Annotated in this window: 20 protein-coding genes; 12 read left to right on the forward strand and 8 right to left on the reverse strand. The window is 70.5% G+C overall.

What is annotated here, in order from left to right:
* Positions 1 to 37: 37 nt before the first annotated feature.
* The 4 genes from AB0B90_RS25470 to AB0B90_RS25485 are packed head-to-tail and all read right to left on the reverse strand — an operon-like array spanning position 38 to position 2,905.
* Positions 38 to 1,192, reverse strand: coding sequence for an ABC transporter permease (locus AB0B90_RS25470; RefSeq protein ID WP_350948585.1), 1,155 nt, complete (start codon positions 1,190 to 1,192; stop codon positions 38 to 40).
* On the reverse strand, positions 1,189 to 2,067 hold the full coding sequence (locus AB0B90_RS25475; protein ID WP_350948586.1) for an ATP-binding cassette domain-containing protein: 879 nt from the start codon (positions 2,065 to 2,067) through the stop codon (positions 1,189 to 1,191). The genes AB0B90_RS25470 and AB0B90_RS25475 overlap by 4 nt, the downstream gene beginning before the upstream one ends.
* Positions 2,064 to 2,468, reverse strand: a complete 405-nt coding sequence (locus AB0B90_RS25480) for a transcriptional regulator (RefSeq protein WP_350948587.1) — start codon at positions 2,466 to 2,468, stop codon at positions 2,064 to 2,066. Before AB0B90_RS25480 ends, AB0B90_RS25475 begins: the two co-directional genes overlap by 4 nt.
* Positions 2,465 to 2,905 carry a hypothetical protein gene (locus AB0B90_RS25485; protein ID WP_362925122.1) on the reverse strand — a complete coding sequence of 147 codons (441 nt, stop codon included), beginning with the start codon at positions 2,903 to 2,905 and terminating at the stop codon, positions 2,465 to 2,467. The genes AB0B90_RS25480 and AB0B90_RS25485 overlap by 4 nt, the downstream gene beginning before the upstream one ends.
* Positions 2,906 to 3,159: 254 nt before the next feature.
* On the opposite strand from AB0B90_RS25485, the gene AB0B90_RS25490 reads away from it, so the two are divergent.
* Both AB0B90_RS25490 and AB0B90_RS25495 read left to right on the forward strand, forming a co-directional pair.
* Positions 3,160 to 3,480 (forward strand): ATP/GTP-binding protein, encoded by a 321-nt coding sequence (locus AB0B90_RS25490; RefSeq protein WP_350948606.1) that lies wholly within the window; start codon positions 3,160 to 3,162, stop codon positions 3,478 to 3,480.
* A gap of 173 nt (positions 3,481 to 3,653) precedes the next feature.
* On the forward strand, positions 3,654 to 4,367 hold the full coding sequence (locus tag AB0B90_RS25495; protein WP_350948589.1) for an alpha/beta hydrolase: 714 nt from the start codon (positions 3,654 to 3,656) through the stop codon (positions 4,365 to 4,367).
* A gap of 214 nt (positions 4,368 to 4,581) precedes the next feature.
* Here AB0B90_RS25495 and AB0B90_RS25500 read toward each other — a convergent pair whose 3' ends face one another.
* Both AB0B90_RS25500 and mce read right to left on the reverse strand, forming a co-directional pair.
* Complete coding sequence (locus AB0B90_RS25500; RefSeq protein WP_350948590.1) at positions 4,582 to 5,865, reverse strand: DivIVA domain-containing protein; 1,284 nt, start codon at positions 5,863 to 5,865, stop codon at positions 4,582 to 4,584.
* 157 nt (positions 5,866 to 6,022) lie between these two features.
* Complete coding sequence (gene mce, locus AB0B90_RS25505; protein ID WP_350948591.1) at positions 6,023 to 6,484, reverse strand: methylmalonyl-CoA epimerase; 462 nt, start codon at positions 6,482 to 6,484, stop codon at positions 6,023 to 6,025.
* Between the two features lie 83 nt (positions 6,485 to 6,567).
* On the opposite strand from mce, the gene AB0B90_RS25510 reads away from it, so the two are divergent.
* Entirely contained in the window at positions 6,568 to 7,755 is a 1,188-nt protein-coding gene (locus AB0B90_RS25510; RefSeq protein WP_362925125.1) for an acetyl-CoA C-acetyltransferase, read from the forward strand.
* Entirely contained in the window at positions 7,752 to 8,696 is a 945-nt protein-coding gene (meaB, locus tag AB0B90_RS25515) for a methylmalonyl Co-A mutase-associated GTPase MeaB (protein WP_350948593.1), read from the forward strand. Before AB0B90_RS25510 ends, meaB begins: the two co-directional genes overlap by 4 nt.
* A 160-nt stretch (positions 8,697 to 8,856) precedes the next feature.
* On the opposite strand, the gene AB0B90_RS25520 is transcribed toward meaB, so the two are convergent.
* On the reverse strand, positions 8,857 to 9,534 hold the full coding sequence (locus tag AB0B90_RS25520; RefSeq protein ID WP_350948594.1) for a DUF4230 domain-containing protein: 678 nt from the start codon (positions 9,532 to 9,534) through the stop codon (positions 8,857 to 8,859).
* 55 nt (positions 9,535 to 9,589) lie between these two features.
* A complete protein-coding gene (locus tag AB0B90_RS25525; RefSeq protein ID WP_350948595.1) occupies positions 9,590 to 11,005 on the reverse strand; it encodes a hypothetical protein in 1,416 nt (471 codons plus the stop codon).
* Positions 11,006 to 11,296: 291 nt separating this feature from the next.
* Between AB0B90_RS25525 and AB0B90_RS25530 the strand changes: the two genes are divergently transcribed.
* From AB0B90_RS25530 to AB0B90_RS25565, 8 genes are all read left to right on the forward strand, one after another.
* Complete coding sequence (locus tag AB0B90_RS25530; RefSeq protein ID WP_350948596.1) at positions 11,297 to 11,830, forward strand: MarR family transcriptional regulator; 534 nt, start codon at positions 11,297 to 11,299, stop codon at positions 11,828 to 11,830.
* 538 nt (positions 11,831 to 12,368) lie between these two features.
* Positions 12,369 to 14,036, forward strand: a complete 1,668-nt coding sequence (locus AB0B90_RS25535; RefSeq protein WP_350948597.1) for a methylmalonyl-CoA mutase family protein — start codon at positions 12,369 to 12,371, stop codon at positions 14,034 to 14,036.
* 46 nt (positions 14,037 to 14,082) lie between these two features.
* A complete protein-coding gene (locus AB0B90_RS25540; RefSeq protein WP_362897560.1) occupies positions 14,083 to 15,021 on the forward strand; it encodes a tetratricopeptide repeat protein in 939 nt (312 codons plus the stop codon).
* Positions 15,022 to 15,199: 178 nt separating this feature from the next.
* Entirely contained in the window at positions 15,200 to 16,612 is a 1,413-nt protein-coding gene (locus AB0B90_RS25545) for an NAD-dependent malic enzyme (RefSeq protein WP_350948599.1), read from the forward strand.
* Between the two features lie 187 nt (positions 16,613 to 16,799).
* The gene (locus AB0B90_RS25550; RefSeq protein WP_329091052.1) at positions 16,800 to 17,378 is read left to right on the forward strand and encodes a YqgE/AlgH family protein; all 579 of its coding nucleotides are present in this window, start codon (positions 16,800 to 16,802) and stop codon (positions 17,376 to 17,378) included.
* A 157-nt stretch (positions 17,379 to 17,535) separates the two neighbouring features.
* Positions 17,536 to 17,787: a DUF3039 domain-containing protein gene (locus AB0B90_RS25555; RefSeq protein ID WP_350949856.1), complete on the forward strand. Its 252-nt coding sequence runs from the start codon at positions 17,536 to 17,538 to the stop codon at positions 17,785 to 17,787.
* Between the two features lie 243 nt (positions 17,788 to 18,030).
* The gene (locus tag AB0B90_RS25560; protein ID WP_350949855.1) at positions 18,031 to 18,795 is read left to right on the forward strand and encodes a zinc metalloprotease; all 765 of its coding nucleotides are present in this window, start codon (positions 18,031 to 18,033) and stop codon (positions 18,793 to 18,795) included.
* Positions 18,792 to 20,177, forward strand: a complete 1,386-nt coding sequence (locus AB0B90_RS25565) for an MFS transporter (RefSeq protein WP_350949854.1) — start codon at positions 18,792 to 18,794, stop codon at positions 20,175 to 20,177. Before AB0B90_RS25560 ends, AB0B90_RS25565 begins: the two co-directional genes overlap by 4 nt.
* The last annotated feature ends 99 nt before the right edge of the window (positions 20,178 to 20,276 follow it).

Here is a 20,276-nt window from a genome sequence, read left to right on the forward strand (position 1 = left end):
TACGGGAGTCGTACGGGCGGGGAGTCACGCCGAGAGGTCAGCGCACCGCCTCGGAGAGCTTGACGCGGGCGCCCGTACGCAGGACCGCGCGGCTGTAGATGCGGGCGCCGAGCATGAGGGTGCCCACCGTCGCGAGGAGCATCAGGACCGCCGCCAGGGCGATCTCCCAGGCGAACACCTCGCCTCCGGCCATCCGGACCGGCATGACCATCGAGGAGAACGGCGGCACCAGCGAGAGGATCCTGGCCACCGGGCTGCTCGGCTGGACCGCCGCGAAGTAGGCCACCAGGTAGGTGACCATCATGAGCATCGTCATCGGGGTGAGGACGCTGTTCGCGTCCTCCTGCCTGGACACCAGAGATCCGAGCGCCGCCGCCATCGCGGCGAAGAAGGCGTATCCGAGGACGAACCAGAACAGCGCGCTGACCACGATGCCCGTCATCCCCGGGGGCAGGTCGGCCGCGAGACCGGTCGCCGCCGCCGCGCCGAGACCGGCCACGATGATCACGACCATGTTGGCGAGCGCGAGCGCGCCCAGCCCCACGATCTTGCCGCCGAGCAGCTGCCAGGGACGGACCGAGGTGAGCAGGATCTCCACGATCCGGCTGCCCTTCTCCTCGACCACGCCCATGGCGACGTACATGGAGGAGTAGATGAGCAGGAAGAACAGCACCATGACCAGCAGGGACGCGATGCCCACCCGCACGCCCGCGTAGCGGGTGTCGGCTCCGATGGAGACCTGCTCCAGAGGGGCGACCCGCATCGCCTCCGCCACCTTGGCCGGGTCCAGGCCCGCCTCGCCCAGCCGCCTCTCGGTCTGGGCGGCCTGGTTCGCGCTCTCCAGCAGCAGACCGAGGTCGCGGTCCACCTCGCCGTCGGCGAGCACCTTGCGGCCGTCCACCACGGCGGCGTCGACGTCGCCCGCGGTGACCGCGGCGCTCGCGGCGGCCTCGTCGGGGAACTCCCTGACGGTGAGCTCCACGTCCTTGGCCGCGCCGGTCAGGGCCGGCCGCAGCGCCTGCGACTGCGCTCCGGCGAGCCCCACAGTGTAGGAGTCGGGTCCGGAGAAGAGCCTGGGCAGGAACGCCAGTGCCGCGACCAGCACGGCACTGACCACGAGCCCGATGACGAACGCCTTCGTACGGCCGCGCGTGACGATCTCCCGCCGTGCGACCAGCCACAACCCGTTCACGCTACGGCCTCCCTGAAGATCTCGGTGAGTGTGGGGCGCTGCCACCCGAAGTGCTCGACTCTTCCGGCCTTGGCCGCGAGGCGCAGGATCTCCTGGTCGTCGCCGTCGACGCCCGCGACGAGGACCTCGTCGCCCTTCTCGACGACCTCTCCCGGCAGGGAGGTGGCCCAGCCGGGGGAGGCGTCCCTGACGACCACCCTGAGCAGGCCGCGTCCCTCACGGTCGCGCAGCTCCTCGACCGTCCCGCTCGCCACCATGCGACCGGAGGAGATGATGCCGACCGAGTCGCAGAGCCGTTCGACGAGGTCCAGCTGGTGACTGGAGAAGAGCACGGGAACGCCCGCGGCGCGCCGCTCGGCGAGCACCTCGGCGAGCGAGTCGACGGCGAGCGGGTCGAGCCCGGAGAAGGGCTCGTCGAGGACGAGCGCCTCGGGATCGTGCACCAGTGCCACCGCGAGCTGCACGCGCTGCTGGTTGCCCAGGGAGAGCGCGTCCACCGCGTCGTTCGCGCGCTCGGTGAGCGAGAGACGTTCGAGCAGGTCGCCGGTGGCCTTCTTCGCCCCGCTCGCGGTCAGTCCGCTGAGCCTGCCGAAGTATTCGACCTGCTCGGCGACCTTCATCTTCTGGTACAGACCGCGCTCCTCCGGCATGTAGCCGAACCGGCGCCGGTCGTCGAACGTCAGCGCCCTGCCGTCGCGGCGCACGGAGCCCGAGTCGGCGGTCAGCACGCCCATCAGGATGCGCATCGTGGTGGTCTTGCCCGCCCCGTTGGCCCCGACGAAGCCGAACATCTCGCCGGGTTTCACGGAGAACGTCACGCCGCCCAGGGCGACCTTGTCGCCGTACCGCTTGTGCAGGTCGTCTATCTCGATCATTGGGGGGATCCCTCGGTGAGACGTCTCAACACGGAGACGTAGTCATGAAACGCCTGGCGGCCCTCATCGGTGATGGCGAGCCAGGTGCGCGGGCGCTTACCCACGAAGGCCTTCTCCACGCTCACGTAGCCGGCCTCCTCCAGGGTGATGACGTGCTTGGAGAGCAACGAGTCGCTGACCTCGATCGTGTCGCGCAGGAAGCGGAACTCGGCCTTGTCGGTGACCGAGAGCGCGGCCATGATCGACAGCCGGACGGGCGCGTGGATGACGTCGTCGAGGCCGTGCCGAGGGTGTGAGCCCGTGCCGCCCGCGGCGCTCCCGGCGCCGCGCGTCGCCCTGCCCGCGCCGTCGTCCGCCGGGCCCGGGTGTCCCGCCTCACGCGCGCTGTGGGTCTCGCTCACCGCTCCACCCGCAGCACACGCCAGGCCGCGTAGAAGATCGGGACGCTCGCGCAGGCCGACAGCGCGATCAGCGCCGCGCTCCAGGCCACGCCGGGGTCGTCGGGGCGCAGGAACGCGCCGAACACGAACACGGACAAGACCAGGGCGACGTACGAGATCGTCACGGGCCCCGTCGCCTTGTTGGCCCAGGCGACCTCCGGGTCCTGAACCCTCATGCCGCCGAGATATCCGACGAACAGGACGGTGAGGACGAGCCACGCCGCCGCGGCCGTGTTTCTGGACCAGCCGGGGCCGAGGAACATAACGGGCCAGTAGACGATCGTGCCAACGCCCACGATCACGTAGAGCAGGCCGGCGAGGCGCGCCGGTCGCCGGGTGCGCCGGCCGACCTCGTCGATCCGGCGCAGGGCGTCCTCAGGTGTCAGCTCGTCCTTCACGACTCCTCCTCCGCTCATGTTCTCAAACGCTACTGGTTACTCAACTCCGATTCAAGTACTTTCTGTCCACTCTTTGGCTACCTGCCCGGCTTTTGGGGTAGCCGGTACCTCTCTGGGAGACTGTTGTGACGCCGGAGTGGCGGTTCGCCAGGTGGGCGACCCGGTGGGCGGGGTGGGAGAGCGATGACGAGCACTTGTCGGGCGGCGCGGGCGGTCGGAAGGACCGTGATGGCCGGCCTCGGCGCGACGGGCTCGTGAGCCCCCGCAAGGCCCGCCGCGCCGACCCCTTCGACCGGGGCGGCAAGCGGGGCCTCGCCCGTCCCGTCGGGGGCTCCGTGCCCGGCGTCGACCGTACCGAGGAGTGGCCCGACGGTGACTGGCAGGTGCGCCGGGTCACCGGTGGCGCGGCGGACAAGGTCTACCGCTGCCCCGGATGCGATCAGGAGATCAGGCCAGGACTGCCACATCTGGTCAGCTGGCCCGCCTGGCCGGGCGGGGAGGACGAGCGCAGGCACTGGCACACCGCGTGCTGGCGCAACCGGGTCAGGCGCGGACCCGGCAGAAGCAGATACTGACCGGCGCACGCGGACCGGCCATCACCGACAACGACCGGCCATCACCGGCCACCATCGGCCACGACCGGCGCAGACGCGGGCCGGCCACCACTGACCCACCACTGACAACGACCGGCCATCACCGGCCACGACCGGCTCCGACGCGGGCCGGCAGGGCGGATTCGAGGAGAGACATGGAGATTCGGGCCTCTACGGTGTTGCCCGCGCGCAGGGAGCCGATCGAGTTGCACACCGGCGACGGTCTGACACTCGTCGGTGAGCTCGCCCTGCCCGCCGACCGGCCCCCGGTGGCCACGCTGGTCTGCCTGCATCCGCTGCCCACCCATGGCGGCATGATGGACAGCCACGTCTACAAGAAGGCCGCCAACCGGCTGCCCGCCCTCGCCGACCTGGCCGTGCTGCGCTTCAACACGCGCGGCACCACCTCGGAGCGGGGCACCTCCCAGGGAGCCTTCGGCGCCGGCGAGGACGAACGCATGGACGTCGCCGCGGCCCTGGAGTACGCCGACTTCCACGACCTGCCCCGGGTCTGGCTGCTCGGCTGGTCCTTCGGCACCGAACTGGCGCTCAAGTGGGGGCACGACCCGCTGGTGGAGGGGGCGATCCTGCTCTCCCCGCCGCTGCACCGGGCCACCGACGCCGACCTCGACGCGTGGGCGGAGTTCGGGCGGCCGCTGATCGCGCTGATCCCGGAGTTCGACGACTACCTGCGTCCCGAACAGGCCCGTGAACGCTTCGCCAGGGTGCCCCAGGCCGAGGTCGTCGGGGTGGACGACGCCAAGCACCTGTGGGTCGGCGAGCCGTACGTGCGCGTCGTCCTCGACCAGATCGTCCAGCGGGTGAATCCGGCGGCCCACCCCCTGCCCACCGAGGTTCCCGGATCGTAGGAGCCTGTCCGGTTGGGTCGTCCGACGAGATCATTGTCGCGTACGCCGTTCGTCGAGGCCGGGGCACCACGAAGTCCTGATCTCCGGGCCCGCCGGAACGCCCGCGTGATCCGGGCGGTGAGAAGAGACGAGACAGGAAGAGAGCCCGGCGACCGTGCAGGTCGCCGGGCTCTCTCCCCGTAGCCGTCGCGAACGCCCCGGAGTCAGCGGCCGCCTATTCCTGCCACCACTCCGCGTCGTCGTCCTTCGTCTCGGTCCTCGCGGGCGCGGGGACCGGCTTCTCGGCGCCGTTGGCGGCGGCGGGGATGGCCGGCTTCGGCGGTGCCGCGGCGATCGCGGGCTCCGGGTCGGCGGCCGGGAGCGGTGCGCCGCCGAGCAGCTGGCGCAGCTGCGCGAGGTGGCTGGTGATGCTGTCGCGCTGGCGGGTCAGCTCGTCGACCTGGCGCTGGGCGACCGTGCGGCTGCGCTCGGCCTCCGCCTTGGCCTCGGAGACGATGGAGTCGGCGCTCGCCTTGGCCTCGGAGACGACCTGGTCGGCGTTCTTGCGCGCGTTGGCCAGCAACTGCTTGGCGTGCGTGTCGGCCTCGCGACGGGTCTGCTCGGCCTGCTGCGTGGCCTTGGTGGCGCGCTGCTCGGCGGTGGCCGCGCGCTGCTCGGCGGTGGCGGTCAGCTGCTGGGCCGCGGCCTGCGCGTTGGCGTGGCGCTCGGCCTCCTGGCGCTCGGCCTCCTCGCGCCGGGCGGCGAGCTGGATCTCGAACTCCGCCTCGTCCTGTGCCCGCTTCGCCTCGGACTCCTCAAGCACCCGCTGGGCCTGGGCGCGCATCTCGTCGGCCTGGCGCTTGGCGGTGGTGAGGACCTCGTCGCGCTCGCGCTTGGTCGAGGCGCGCAGCTGGGCCACCTCGCGCTCGGTGGTGGTGCGCAGCTTGGCGATCTCGCGCTCGGAGTCGGCGCGCTTCTCCGCCACCTCGTGGTCGGCGGTGGCGCGCAGCTTGGAGACCTCGCGCTCGGTGGTGGCGGTCAGCTCGTCGGCCTCGCGGCGGGCGGTCGAGCGGATCTCCTCGGCATCGCGCTCCGCGCTGGTGCGCATCTCGTCGGCTTCGCGGGTGGCGAGGGCGCGCTTCTCGGCCGCCTCGTTCTCCGCGGCGGCGCGCAGGTCGGCGGCCTCGACCTTGGACGCCGCCTTGATCTCGTTCGCCTCGGCCCTCGCGGCCTGGACCAGCTCGGTCGCCTGCTCCTCCGCCAGGCGGAGGAGCTGCTCGATCCGGGCGCCGAGCCCGGAGTAGGTCGGTCGCTCCTGCTCCTGGAGCTGACGTTGTGAGTCGGACAGCTCCCGCTGCAGGCCCTGGAGCTGCTCCCGGGACTGCCGGAGCTCGCCGTCGAGCTGCTTCAGATGGTCGTGGACCTGGTGCCGGTCATAGCCACGAAGCACCACGTCGAATTCCCGAGCGGGGGCGTCTTCAAAGAAATTGTTGAGCTGGGCATCGATGTCGGACTGCATGGAGGCTCGATCCTGGGTTGTCGAGACGGCTACACGGGCCGGACGGGGGTTTCAGGCATCCGAAGCGGGAGCCGGGGCGGGATCCACGTCCGGTGGTACGCCAGCGTACTCCGCCGTTGCCGAGTTGGCGGTCTCGTCCGACTTTATGCGCGACTTGTTACGTATCAGCGTTTCTTGCATTCGGGGTGGGCTTGGCGTGCCTTTCCGGGGCCTGTACGAGTTCGGTGAGCATTCCCCCGACGTCTTTGGGGTGAAGAAAGGCGATGGAAGAGTCCATGGAGCCGTGGCGCGGTCGCTCGTCGAGCAGCCGGACCCCCTTGCCGCCGATCTTGTCCATCGCCTGCACGACATCCGGGACGCCGAAGGCGACATGATGGACACCTTCCCCGCGCTTCGCGAGAAATTTGCCGACCGGCGTGTCGGGGCCGAGCGGTTCGAGAAGCTGGATATACGATCCACCGCCTTCGCCGTCGGCGATGCGCAGCATCGCCTCCTTCACTCCCTGCTCGATGTTCACCTCGCGGGCCACCACCGTGAGCTCGAAGGTCTGCTCGAAAAAAGCGATCTTCTCCTCAAGGTCGTGGCAGGCGATTCCTACATGATCGATGCGCATGAACATGGGGCCATCCTCCATGGGGTCGCCGATGTACTCATGGGTATGGTGGCAAAGTCGCTCCAAGTCCCGTCAGGGAGGCCCCACTTATGTCTGGTTCCGTCATCGTCGCCGGAGCTCGTACCCCCATCGGACGGCTGCTCGGTTCGCTGTCCGGCCTGTCGGCCGCCGAGCTCGGCGGCATCGCCATCAAGGCCGCGCTGGAGCGTTCCGGCGTCGCTCCCGACGCCGTGCAGTACGTGATCATGGGGCAGGTGCTCCAGGCGGGTGCCGGTCAGGTCCCCTCCCGCCAGGCCGCCGTCAAGGCGGGCATCCCGATGACCGTGCCGTCCCTGACGATCAACAAGGTATGTCTCTCCGGCCTGGACGCCATCGCCCTGGCCGACCAGCTCATCCGCGCCGGCGAGTTCGACATCGTGGTCGCGGGCGGCATGGAGTCCATGTCGAACGCCCCGCACCTGCTGCCCGGCCTGCGCAGGGGCGTCAAGTACGGCTCCGCGGACATCGTCGACTCGATGGCCTACGACGGCCTCACCGACGCCTACGATCAGGTGGCCATGGGCGAGTCCACCGAGCGGCACAACGCGCGCCTCGGCCTGACCCGCGAGGAGCAGGACGAATACTCCGCGCGATCCCACGGACTCGCCGCCGCCGCGATCAAGAACGGGACGCTCGACGACGAGATCGTGCCGGTGTCCATCCCGCAGCGCAAGGGCGAGCCGGTGGTCTTCTCCGCCGACGAGGGGGTGCGCGGCGACACCACCGTCGAGGTCCTGTCGCGGCTGCGGCCCGCGTTCGCCAAGGACGGCACGATCACCGCCGGATCGGCCTCGCAGATCTCCGACGGTGCCTGCGCGGTGGTCGTGATGTCCAAGGCCAAGGCCGAGGAGCTCGGCCTCGACTGGCTGGCCGAGATCGGCGCGCACGGCAACGTCGCCGGACCCGACAACTCGCTCCAGTCCCAGCCGGCCAACGCGATCGGGCACGCTCTCGCGAAGCAGGGCCTGGAGGTCGGCGACCTCGACCTGCTGGAGATCAACGAGGCCTTCGCGCAGGTCGTCCTCCAGTCGGCGAGGGAACTCGGCGTTCCCCTCGACAGGGTCAACGTCAACGGCGGCGGCATCGCCGTCGGCCACCCGATCGGCGCCTCCGGCGCCCGCATCGTCCTCACCCTCGCCCACGAGCTCAGGCGCAGGGGCGGCGGCCTCGGGGCGGCGGGGCTCTGCGGTGGCGGCGGGCAGGGCGACGCCCTGATCATCCGCGTACCCTCGGCATGATCGCGGAGGTCTCCGACCTGGTCGCGATGGCGCGCCAGGGAAGGCCGCGGGCCGTGGCCCGGCTGATCTCCATGGTCGAGAACGGCTCCCCGAGGTTGCGGGAGATCACCGAGCTGCTCTGCGCCGACCGGCCGTACCGGGCACGGATCATCGGGCTCACCGGCTCTCCCGGCGTCGGCAAGTCCACCTCGACCGGAATGCTGGTCCACGCGTTCCGCAAGCGGGGCATGCGGGTCGGCGTGCTCGCCGTCGACCCGTCCTCACCGTTCACCGGCGGGGCGCTGCTGGGCGACCGGGTCAGGATGCAGGACCACGCCACCGACCCGGACGTGTTCATCAGGTCGATGGCGAGCCGGGGCCACCTGGGAGGGCTGTCGTGGGCCACGCCTCAGGCGCTGCGTGTCCTGGAGGCGGCCGGTTGCGAGGTCATCCTCGTCGAGACCGTCGGGGTCGGGCAGGCGGAGGTCGACATCGCCTCGCTCGCCGACACCACCGTCGTGTTGCTCGCCCCGGGGATGGGCGACGGCATCCAGGCGGCGAAGGCGGGCATCCTGGAGATCGCCGACGTGTTCGTGGTGAACAAGGCCGACCGCGAGGGCACCCAGGCCACCGTCCGCGAGCTCCGCAACATGATCGCCCTGGTCGAGCGGCCCTGGAGGCCGCCGATCGTACCGACCGTGGCCTCCAGAGGTGAGGGAGGCGAGGAGGTGGTCGACGCCCTCGGCGACCACCTGGCCTATCTGGAGGCGTCGGGGGAGCTCGTCCGGCGCCGTCACGCCAGGGCGAGGGACGAGATCGAGGCGATCGCCCTCACCACCCTGCGCTCCCGCTTCGCCCACCTGCACGGCGACCGGCGCCTCGACGCCCTCGCCACCCGCGTCCTGGACTCAGAACTCGACCCCTACACCGCGGCGGACGAGCTCCTGGCCGCCACGGGCTGAGCGAGACCCGCGCGCCTCGGGCACCGAAACGGTTACCGAGCCGCGCGGGACCGCGATCCGGACTTCGGATCCCGTGGTCCGAACCTCGTCCTTGGGGCCCCGCGATCCGGCGGCCGTGGCACATGCCCGATCCGGGGGATCGAGATCACGGCTCCGGGGCTCAGGTCTCGTCGGCGAACTTGACGGTGACCTTCTCGAAGCCGAGTCCCTTCAGCAGGCCCTCAAGCATGATCTTGGTGTTCTGGTCGGCCCGGTTGCGCAGGTCGCTGGCCTGGGCGGCCTCGGCGATCTTCTTCTCGGCGAGCATGTAGAGCTCCCGCTGGTCGGCGGGGGAGGAGGACAGCAGATCCTCGACCCGGTCGAAGAGACCGCGCTGCTGGGCGTAGACGTACGAGCGCTTGTTGTCGATGTTCGGCTTCTCCAGCTGGGCGCGGGGCAGCTTCACCGTGACCTCGGTGCGGTCGGGGGAGACCGTGAGGGCGTTGCCGGCGATGCCGCCGAAGTCGACGTAGGCGTCGACACCGCCGGCACCGACGAAGAGGGTCCTGCTGCCCTTGATCGCGTCGGGCAGGAAGGCCGCGTCCTTCTCCAGGTCCACCACGACCTGGAAGTTGCCGGTGGCGGCCTCGAAGCGGCTGAGGTTGTGGATGGACTCCAGCAGCACGGGCTGGCTGCGGTCGATCGTCTCCTCACCGAACGGGTTCAGCCACGACCAGGCGAGGCGTGCGCCGACGACGAGAAGGATCACGACGACGAGCAGCCCGGCGAGAAAACGCCAGAAACGCCCGCGGCGCGCCGTAGGGGGCGCCGCGGGCGGAGCTTCTTGGGAGGCTTTCACGGCGCTTTCCTTCCCCGCACGGTGACCTTCTCACGCGGAGCCTATGCCGATCTTCCTACCCCCGGGGAGAGGGCGGCGCGCCCCGTTCCGCGAAGGGCGCGCGCCAGGGGCCGGTCGGGGTGATCACTCCGGGGGCGGGGGGAACGCCGGGTGCCTGGTGGACGGTGCCCGGCCGCGGTTCGGGGCCGGTCGAGGCGCCCCCCGCGCCCTGCCCGCTCTGCCCTGTCTGGGAGGTCTGTCCGGCCTGGCCGCCGAAGTGAGTGCTTTGTAGCCGGCAGTCGGTGAAGTCGGCGTAGTGGAGGCGGAGCCAGTCGCGCCGCTGGACGTCCGTGAGGCCGGAGAACCAGGCCGCGGCGTACCGGTGCTCGGGAAGCGGCCCGCCGGGAAGCGGCTCGCCACGCAGCCACGCGGTCACGATGTCGCGGTAACCCGACGCGGGACCGGAGCCGCACCGGGCGGCCAGGCCGTCGACGAACTCGTCGGCGGCCTTCTCCGCGAAACCGGCCGCCAGGTCGTCGACGTGGATCGCGATCACACCCGCGGAGGCGGGAGGGCTGTCGCGCCTGGGATGCTGTTCCACCCGGGAGAACTCCCCGGGCGTCCCGGCCAGCCGAGACGCGATCTTGATGAACTCCGAGCCCAGCTCGGGGAGGCCGGCGCGCATGCCCGGGTGCACACACACCATGATCGGCCATTCCTGGCAGCTGTAGACGACCTGCTGGGCGGAGACCGGCTGCGGCTCGGTGAACAGCCTGGCCATACCGGTCCCGGCGGCGAGCACCGCGATCAGCGCCGCGGCCAGCACCAGGGCCTGGCGCGTCACGACCGCCGCCCAGCCGAGCAGCAGCGCCGAGCTGATCCCCACCAGCCAGAGCGTCTGATCGGTGAACGCCGCCGCGTTCAACCCCTGGAACGGGTCGTACGGCTCCCGCGTGGCGGGGGCGAGCCGGTCACCCCAGGCAGGCCCCTGGCACAGCCAGGTGAACAGGCTGTAGCAGCCGAGCCCGGCGAGGGCCGGTGTGATCGTCCAGGGCATCAGCCAGCCGATCACCCAGCCGATGACGACGTACAGCGCGAGCCCGGCCGCCCCCATCACCAGACCGCTGGGCAGCAGCCGCCCGGCCTGCTCTGTGATCATGGTTCTGACCGCGAGGACCAGGACGGTGGCGGTGAACGCGCCTCCCGCCACCACCAGGATCGCGAGTGGTGCCCGTACCGCCTGCCACGGGCTCATCGCCCCCCCACGCGTCCCGCGCCGTCTGCGCACCGCCACCCAGGCGGCGAACGCGGCCGCCACCGGGCCGGTGAGCCGGAGTGAGCCGATCACCGCGACGACGATGTTCTCCCACGCGCTGACCCCGGGAACCAGGACGCTCCACGCCGCGACCACCCCGAGCACGAGCAGGACGGCGACGGCCATCAACCCGCTCTGCTGGAGTTCCTCGCGTGAAACGCCCCCGTGCTCACGCACCGGTGGGCGTGGTGAGAGCCCACGCCGCGTCGATGCGGTCAAGGTCTGTCCGGCGTTCGAACGCCGTTGAGTTGTCGTTCATGAAGCACCCCCCGTGCCGTGAATGTGCGGATGCCGGTCCCCTCGGCACCGGTCCGGCTCGCGTCCCCCGCAGGCCGGACTGAGTCATCGTGGCCACTTGGCCACGGCCTCACCATTCGATGTGGGAACCATAACGGAGCGTGACGTTTGGCGTCCGGGTTCTTGGTGAAGCCATCAGCGCGGTGACTCTACGTATACGGGCGAATCGGGATGAGGCCGCGCTACCGTAGCCCTGTGGTTACAGGTCAGCTGAATCTCCCGTTTGACCCCATCGAACGTGCCGCGGAGACGTGGCGCGTTCACTTCGGGCCCTCCTCGGCCATGGCCGCCGTCACATCGATCATGAGAGCGCACCAGATCCTGCTGTCGCAACTGGACACGCTGCTCAAACCGCATGACTTGACCTTCGCCCGGTACGAGGCACTGGTGCTGCTCACCTTCAGCAGGACGGGGGCGCTGCCACTCTCCAAGATCGGTGAGCGTCTGATGGTCCACCCCACGAGTGTGACCAACACCGTGAGCCGTCTGGAACGTGCCGGTCTGGTGCGGCGCCTGCCCAATCCCCGTGACGGCCGGGGCGTGCTCGCCGAGATCACCGGTGAGGGCCGCGAGACCGTCGGACGGGCGACGGCCGACCTGATGGCGGCCGACTTCGCCATGCCGATGTACGACGAGGCGAAGCTGGAGCAGATGTTCGACCTGTTCAGGACGCTACGCGTGGCGGCCGGCGACTTTCAGTATTAACGGCGACCAGTACTGATGGCGACGCTAACGCGTCGCGGTGAGGCCGCTCTTGTCCGGCTCCTTCCCTCGTCGAGGAAGATCGCTCGTTCCTCGCGACCTTCCTCTCCTCAGTCCAGTCGCCGGCGCGGCCTCACGGGGAGTCCCGCAAGTGGGGACGCTGGGGCGTTGCGGTGAGGCGGCTCTTGTGCGGCTCCTGTTGTTGGGGATGCTGGGGCGTCGCGGTGAGGTTGTTCTTCTCCGGCTCCTTCGCTCCTCGGTCCGGTCCCCGGCGCGGCCTCACAAGTTTGTTGGCGACGCTGCGCGTCGCGGTGAGGCGGCTCTTGTGCGGCTCCTTCCCTCGTCGGGGAAGATCGCTCGTTCCTCACGACCTTCCTCTCCTCGGTCCAGTCGCCGGCGCGGCCTCACGGGCTGACGGCGACGCTGTGTGTTCCCGGTGGCGGGCGGTCGCGCGCCTGGCCAAGAATTACTAGGACGTCCTAGTATCTGGGTGAGGCCACAAGCCGGATAAGAAGCCACATGCCATACAAGGGAGTCGGCCATGGACGCTGAGCGAGTCGAGGCGGGGCGGGCGCGCTGGCAGGCGCGCTTCGACGGGGCGCGCAAGCGCGAGGCGGAGTTCCGCACCCTCTCCGGGATCGACGTGGACCCGGTCTACGGCCCCGAGGGCGGCGATCCGCGCATGGAGCGCATCGGCTGGCCGGGGGAGTATCCGTTCACGCGTGGTCTGCACCCCACCGGTTACCGGGGCAAGGCGTGGACCATCCGGCAGTTCGCCGGATTCGGCAACGCCAAGCAGACCAACGAGCGCTACAAGATGATCCTCGGCGCGGGAGGTGGCGGGCTGAGCGTCGCCTTCGACATGCCGACGCTGATGGGCCGCGACTCCGACGACCCGCGCTCGCTCGGCGAGGTCGGCCACTGCGGTGTGGCGATCGACTCCGCGCTGGACATGGACCTGCTCTTCGACGGCATCCCGCTCGGCGAGACCACCACCTCGATGACGATCAGCGGCCCCGCCGTCCCGATCTTCTGCATGTACGTCGTCGCGGCCGAGCGGCAGGGGGTGCCCGTCGGGAAGCTCAACGGGACCCTGCAGACCGACATCTTCAAGGAGTACATCGCCCAGAAGGAGTGGCTGTTCGCCCCCGAGCCGCACCTGCGGCTCATCGGCGACCTGATGGAGTTCTGCGCCGCCGAGATCCCCGCGTACAAGCCGCTCAGCGTCTCCGGCTACCACATCCGCGAGGCGGGGTCCACGGCCGCGCAGGAGCTGGCCTTCACGCTGGCCGACGGGTTCGGCTACGTGGAGCTGGGCCTGTCGCGCGGCCTGGACGTCGACGTCTTCGCCCCCGGCCTGTCCTTCTTCTTCGACGCCCACATCGACTTCTTCGAGGAGATCGCCAAGTTCAGGGCCGCCCGGCGGATCTGGGCGCGGTGGCTGCGCGACGTCTACGGCGCGAAGACCGACAAGGCCCAGTGGCTGCGCTTCCACACCCAGACGGCCGGGGTGTCGCTGACCGCGCAGCAGCCGTACAACAACGTGGTGCGCACCGCGGTCGAGGCGCTCGCGGCGGTGCTCGGCGGCACCAACTCGCTGCACACCAACGCGCTCGACGAGGTCCTCGCGCTGCCCTCGGAGAAGGCGGCCGAGATCGCGCTGCGCACCCAGCAGGTGCTCATGGAGGAGACCGAGATCGTCAACGTCGCCGATCCGCTCGGCGGGTCCTGGTACGTGGAGGCGCTGACCGACCGGCTGGAGGCCGAGGCCGAGGCGATCTTCACGAGGATCAGGGACATGGGTTCGGACGGCACGATGACCTCGGGCATCCTGCGCGGCATCGAGGACGGCTGGTTCATGTCCGAGATCGCCGAGGCGGCCTTCGACTACCAGCGGAAGCTGGAGAAGGGCGAGAAGAGGATCGTCGGGGTGAACTGTCACACCGCCTCCATCGACGAGCCGCTGGAAATCCTCCGGGTCAGCCACGAGGTCGAGCGCGAGCAGAACCGCGTCCTGGCCGAGCGCCGAGCCACTCGTGACCAGGCGGCCGTGGACGCCGCCCTCGCCGCGATGACACAGGTCGCGAAGGGGGAGGGCAACATGATCCCCGCCATGCTCGACGCGGTCAGGGCCGAGGCGACGCTGGGCGAGATCTGCGACGCACTGCGCGACGAATGGGGCGTATACACCGAACCTGCCCGCTTCTAGCGGTGGCGCGTCGGGGCACCGGCCGGGATGCGGCAGGATTGGAGTCATGAGCCCAGCGGACTTCACTCGACCCGGATCGCTCTACGGCGCCGTCGATCTCGGCGCTCGCAAGCAGGCACTTGAGGCACAGGCGCGGCGGGAGACCGCCGCGCAGGAAACCGGCGGTGTTCCGGCGCCGGTCATCGACGTCGACGACGCCAACTTCGCGACCGAGGTCGTCGAACGCTCCATGAACGGCCTCGTGCTGCTGGAGCTCACCGTCACCCGTGCCGAGCAGGCCAAGCAGTACAGCGGGCTGCTGGAGAAACTGGCCGCGGAGAACGCCGGCCGGTGGGTCCTGGCCAGGGTCGACGTCGAGCTCAGCCCTCAGATCGCGCAGGCGCTCCGGGTGCAGAACGTGCCCGCCCTGTACGCCATCTTCCAGGGGCAGCCGGTGGCCGTCGTCCCGGGCATCGCCACCGAGCCGCAGCTGCGCGACTGGCTGTCGCAGCTGATGGAGGCGCTTGCCCAGTATCTCCCGCCCCCCGGTGAGGAGGCCGCGGCAGGTGAGGAGCCGCAGCCGCAGGAGCCTCCGGTCGACCCGGACGTGCTCGCCGCCGAGCAGGCGATCGACGCCGGCGACCTCGACGGCGCGGTGGCCGCGTACGAGCGGCTGCTGGCCCGCTCGCCGAACAACCAGGACGCCAAACTGGGCCTGGCCGGGCTCGGCCTGATCCGCCGCACCCAGGACGTCGACCCCGCCGATGTGCAGCGCCGGCTGGCCGACCCCGCCGACGTCGAGGCCCAGCTCCTCGCCGCCGACTTCGAGATGCTCTCCGGCGAGGTGGACAAGGCCTTCGACCGGCTCGTCGACGTGGTGCGCCGCACCTCGGGCGCCGACCGCGACACGGCCAGGGTGCACCTGCTCGGGCTGTTCGACACGCTCCCCGGGGACGACCCGTCCATCGGCAGGGCCCGCAGAAACCTGGCCAGCGCCCTGTTCTGAGTGATCGACGGCCCTCGGAGCCCGGCTCACGTCTCCTCGGCGGGGGCCGGGCGGCGTGAAGTATGTCGTGACCGCATCTATATGTGCAGGTCGGCCGACACAGGCGCGCTCACCCACGACGGGATGGCACGATGGAAGGCATCCCAACCAAAGTCAGTCGCAAAGGAGCGGATTGGCTGTGGCCACCGTGCCGAGTGTGTCGTACTCCATCACCGTGCGCCTGGAGGTGCCCGCAGGCGGCAATGCCGTCAGCCAGCTCACCCACGCCGTAGAGTCCGCCGGAGGTGTGGTCACCGCGCTCGACGTGACCACGGCCGGACATGAAACGCTGCGCATCGACGTCACCTGTGCCGCGCGTGACACCGACCACGCGCAGGCGATCGTCGACAAGCTGGAGGGCGTCGAGGGCGTCGTCATCCACAAGGTCTCGGACCGGACCTTCCTCATGCATCTCGGCGGCAAGATCGAGATGCGGTCGAAGGTGCCGCTGCGCAACCGTGACGAGCTCTCCATGGCCTACACGCCCGGCGTCGCCCGGGTCTCCATGGCGATCGCCCGCAACCCCGAGGACGCCCGCCGCCTCACCATCAAGCGCAACACCGTCGCCGTCGTCACCGACGGCTCGGCAGTGCTCGGCCTGGGCAACATCGGCCCGGCCGCCGCGCTCCCCGTGATGGAGGGCAAGGCCGCGCTGTTCAAGCGGTTCGCCGACATCGACGCCTGGCCGATCTGCCTGGACACCCAGGACGTCGACGAGATCGTGCGCACGGTGCAGATCATCGCCCCCGGCTTCGGCGGCATCAACCTTGAGGACATCTCGGCCCCGCGCTGCTTCGAGGTCGAGCGGCGGCTGCGCGACCTGCTGGACATCCCGGTCTTCCACGACGACCAGCACGGCACCGCGATCTGCGTGCTGGCCGCGCTCACCAACGCGCTGCGCGTGGTCGGCAAGGACCTGGGCGAGGTCCGCATCGCCCTGGCGGGCGCGGGCGCGGCCGGTACGGCGGTGCTGCGCCTGCTGCTCGCGGCGGGCGCCCGCAACGTGGTCGTCTGCGACTACCTGGGCGCCGTGCACCGCGGCCGCCAGGACCTGGACGACTCGCTCCAGTGGATCGCCGACCACACCAACACCGAGGGCTACTCCGGTGACCTGCGCGGCGCGGTCAAGGGGGCCGACGTGTTCATCGGCGTGTCCGCGCCCGGCATCCTCAACGGCGACGACATCGCCTCGATGGCGAAGGACGCCGTGGTCTTCGCGCTCGCCAACCCCGAGCCGGAGATCTCGCCCGACGACGCCCGCGAGTACGCGGCCGTGGTCGCCACCGGCCGCTCCGACTACCCGAACCAGATCAACAACGTGCTCGCCTTCCCCGGCGTCTTCCGCGGTCTGCTCGACGCCCAGGCCACCGTGGTCAGCCAGGAGATGCTGCTGGCCGCGGCCAAGGCGCTCGCCGCCGTGGTGACCCCCGAGGAGCTCGGTCCCAACTACATCATCCCCAGCGTCTTCCACCCGGACGTGTCGGGCGCCGTCGCGGCGGCCGTGCGCGAGTCGGCCGGTGGCCGGGCACGTACGGGCATGACGGAGGCGTGACCGCGCGGTCCACGGGCACGGCGGGGGCGGAAGAAGAGGGCTGAAGGCCCTCTTCTTCCGCCCCCGCCGCCCTTCTCGTCTCGCGCGGTGCCCTCACATGCGCGTCACGTGACACTGAGCGGGGTCCGAACCATCGGAACAGCGGGTGGAGCAGCGCGAAAGGGGGTTCACCCCTCATTATGGAGGCATGGCGGAGGCGATCTACGTCGGTGGGCTTCTGGTGGCGACCCCGCAGCTGGAGGATCCCAACTTCCGGCGCAGCGTGGTCCTGGTGCTGGAACACGATCTCGACGGCGGCACCCTGGGCGTAGTGCTCAACAGACCGAGCGACATCTCGGTGACCCAGGTGCTCCCCACCTGGGACACCATGGTCACCGGCCCGTCCGTGCTGTTCCAGGGCGGTCCCGTCCAGACGGACAGCGCCCTCGCGCTGGCCGCCGTCCCGAGCGGGCAGGAACCGCTCGGCTGGCGGCGGTTGCACGCGGGCACCGCGGCCGTCTCCAGGCTCGGCACCGTCGACCTCGACGCGCCGCCGGAGATCCTCGCCGGGGAGATCGCCCAGATGCGCATCTTCGCCGGGTACGCCGGATGGTCGGCGGGGCAGCTGGAGAGCGAGATCGGCGAGGGCGCCTGGTACGTCGTGGACTCCGAGCCCGGCGACACCTTCCACCACGAGCCCGAGTCGCTGTGGCGGGCGGTGCTGCGCCGTCAGAGAGGCGAGCTCGCCTACGTGGCCACCTGCCCCGACGACCCCTCGATGAACTAGCCCCCGCTCCGCACCCGCCGCCGGGTCCGGACGATCATCGGGATCACCGCCCGGGCGGCCGATCCCGGGATGTCGCTCCGGCGCCGATGGGTCGTGTTTCGCGCCCGACCGACCGCCGGTGCCCCGGGCGCGGCGGTACGGGCATAAAATCGCGAGGGTGAGTACGAAGATTCTCCCTGAGAGCGACGTCCGCCCGGACCTGTCGCACGGCGACGGCGACCACGAGCGCTTCGCCCACTACGTCGAGAAGAACAAGATCATGGAGAGCGCGTTGAGCGGGACCCCGGTCCGCGCGCTCTGCGGGAAGGTCTGGGTGCCGAACCGCGACCCCCAGAAGTTCCCGGTCTGCCCGGAGTGCAAGGAGATCTACTCGGGACTTCCGAAGGGCGAAGACGGCAACAACGAGTGAGTGTTGCTCATGGGTGATCGCCACAGATGAGGTTACGGTCGGGATGCCGCCGGAGAACGGCGAACGTCCAGCGCCTGGGATCTGTCGGGGGAGTCCATGTTTCGGCGTGCGATCGCCGTTGTTTCCGCATGCCTGTTCACGGTGGGAGCCTCATCTCCCGTTCCCGTCGTTCCCGGCCGGGGAAGCGCCGCCTCCGGGCCACCGGGGTGTGCCCCCGATCCCTCCGGGTGGGCCGCCCGCTCCGTGGTGCCGCGACACGCGCCCGCGCCGTCCCTCGCGCCCGCAGGCGGGCGGCGTGGGCCGAACCCGCTCAGGCCCGCGCTCCCCATCACCGTGCCCACCTGGGTGCACGTCCTCACCGACGGCAGGCTCGGCGCGCCCGACGCCGCCGTACGCGCCCAGATCACCACGCTCAACGCCGCCTACTCCGGGCAGCTCGGTGGCGCGGACACCGGGATCCGGTTCAGGCTGGACGGCGTCACCCGTACCGTCAGCGCGACCTGGTTCCGCGAGCCCGTCACCCACGAGCGGATGATCAAGCGGATGCGCAGGGGCGGCCCCGAGACCCTCAACCTCTATCTCGCCCAGCTCGGTGAGCTGGTGCTCGGCTACTCCACCTATCCCCACGGGTACGCCAAGGAGCCGGCCCTCGACGGGGTGGTCGTCGACTGGCGGAGCCTGCCCGGCGGGGCGATGCGCAGCTTCGACCGGGGATACACCGGCGTCCACGAGATCGGGCACTGGCTCGGGCTGCTGCACACCTTCGAGAAGGGCTGCGAGCCGCCCGGCGACGGCGTGGCCGACACCGAGCCCGAGGGACAGCCCACCGAGGGCTGCCCGCTGCTCAAGGACACCTGCAAGGGCGGCGGACCCGACCCGATCCACAACTTCATGGACTACTCCGACGACCGCTGCATGTCCGGGTTCACCGTGGGCCAGGCCGCCAGGATGCAGGAGATGTGGGCCGTCTACCGAGGCCGAGGGGCGAACACTACCCTTGACGGGTGACAGCACCGAAGACAGTCGACGCTCCATACGAATCCCCCCGGATCTTCGGTCCCGAATACCGGACCGCCTCCCTGGGCATTCTGCTCGTCGTCACGCTGATCGCCTTCGAGGGCATGTCCGTGAGCACGGTCATGCCCGCCGTCTCCGCGGACCTCGACGCCCTCGACCTGTACGGGGTGAGCTTCTCGGCCTTCCTCATCGCCGGCCTGCTCGCCAACGTCGTCGCCGGGCTCTGGTCCGACCGGCGGGGGCACGCCTGGCCGTTCCTGCTCGGGGTGGGGCTGTTCACCGCCGGTATGGTCATGGCCGGAGCCGCCGCGTCCAAGGAACTGTTCATCGTCGCGCGGGCCGTACAGGGCCTCGGTGGCGGCGCCGTCGTCGTCGCGATCTACGTGATGATCGCGCGGGTCTACGTTCCGGCGACCAGGCCCCGGATATTCGCCGCGCTCTCGGCGGCCTGGGTGCTTCCCGCCCTGATCGGGCCGGGTCTCACCGGGATCATCGCCGAGACCGCGGGATGGAGGTGGGTCTTCTACGGCATCGTGCCGCTGGTCGTCCCCGCCCTCGTGATGCTCCTGCCCGCCCTGCGCGTCGGCGGCCCGATGCCCGAGCCCTCCTCAGGACCCCGCTCCAGGCCGCTGGCGATGACCCTGGCCGCCACCGCCACCGCGTGCGGCGGCGGGATCCTGCTGTACGGGGTGGGCCGTCTCCACGAGGCCCCGACACCGGGAGGGATCGCCACCGCCGCGGGGCTCGCCCTCCTCGCTTCGGGCCTGCCGAGACTGCTGCCTCCCCGTGCCCTCAGGTTCGGCCGCGGCCTGCCCACCACGGTCATGATGCGCGGCGTGCTCGCCTCGGCGTTCTTCGGGGTCAACGCCTTCATCCCGCTGCTCCTCACCGAGGTGCACGGCTTCTCCGTCGCCGGGGCGGGGGTCGCGCTCACCCTCGGCGCCATAGGCTGGACCAGCGGCTCCTACCTGCAGACCCGCCGCTCGTACGACAGGCCACTGCTGGTGCGGATCGGCGCCGTCGCGATCACCGTGGGCATCCTGACGACCCTGCTCGCGCTCGTGCCCGGGGTCAGCGGCTGGGTCACCGTGCCCGCCTGGGTCATCGCGGGATTCGGCATGGGCATCGGCGTTACCAGCGTCAACGTCACCGCGATGCGTCAGTCGCCCGACGCCGAGCAGGGCGCCAACTCCGCCGCCCTCCAGGTCGTCGACACCCTGGGCAGCGCGATCACCATCGGCTTCGGCGGAGTCCTGGTCAACCTGATCGGCCACGACGACATCGCCACCGGCTACACCACGATCGTCGCCCTGATGGCCTCCATCGGCCTCTTCGGGGTCGTCGTCGCCCGGCGTATGAGGGACATCTCATGACTCATTGGTCACTCTCGTAACAGCGATCACCCATAGCCGGGTCACGCCCCCCGATGCGTGGTAGGACGGTAGGACCGTCGCCGCCGGGGAGGAGGTCCC

Origin of the sequence: Streptosporangium sp. NPDC049078 (genome assembly GCF_040648855.1) — a bacterium.
In the GTDB taxonomy this organism is placed as follows: Bacteria; Actinomycetota; Actinomycetes; order Streptosporangiales; family Streptosporangiaceae; genus Streptosporangium.

Coding starts and splice junctions, on each gene's coding strand:
- AB0B90_RS25495 (WP_350948589.1), top strand. CDS start 3,654: ATGGAGATTCGGGCCTCTACGGTGTTGCCCGCGCGCAGGGAGCCGATC.
- AB0B90_RS25475 (WP_350948586.1), bottom strand. CDS start 2,067: ATGATCGAGATAGACGACCTGCACAAGCGGTACGGCGACAAGGTCGCC.
- AB0B90_RS25510 (WP_362925125.1), top strand. CDS start 6,568: ATGTCTGGTTCCGTCATCGTCGCCGGAGCTCGTACCCCCATCGGACGG.
- AB0B90_RS25540 (WP_362897560.1), top strand. CDS start 14,083: ATGAGCCCAGCGGACTTCACTCGACCCGGATCGCTCTACGGCGCCGTC.
- AB0B90_RS25500 (WP_350948590.1), bottom strand. CDS start 5,865: ATGCAGTCCGACATCGATGCCCAGCTCAACAATTTCTTTGAAGACGCC.
- AB0B90_RS25530 (WP_350948596.1), top strand. CDS start 11,297: ATGAGGCCGCGCTACCGTAGCCCTGTGGTTACAGGTCAGCTGAATCTC.
- AB0B90_RS25550 (WP_329091052.1), top strand. CDS start 16,800: ATGGCGGAGGCGATCTACGTCGGTGGGCTTCTGGTGGCGACCCCGCAG.
- meaB (WP_350948593.1), top strand. CDS start 7,752: ATGATCGCGGAGGTCTCCGACCTGGTCGCGATGGCGCGCCAGGGAAGG.
- mce (WP_350948591.1), bottom strand. CDS start 6,484: ATGTTCATGCGCATCGATCATGTAGGAATCGCCTGCCACGACCTTGAG.
- AB0B90_RS25535 (WP_350948597.1), top strand. CDS start 12,369: ATGGACGCTGAGCGAGTCGAGGCGGGGCGGGCGCGCTGGCAGGCGCGC.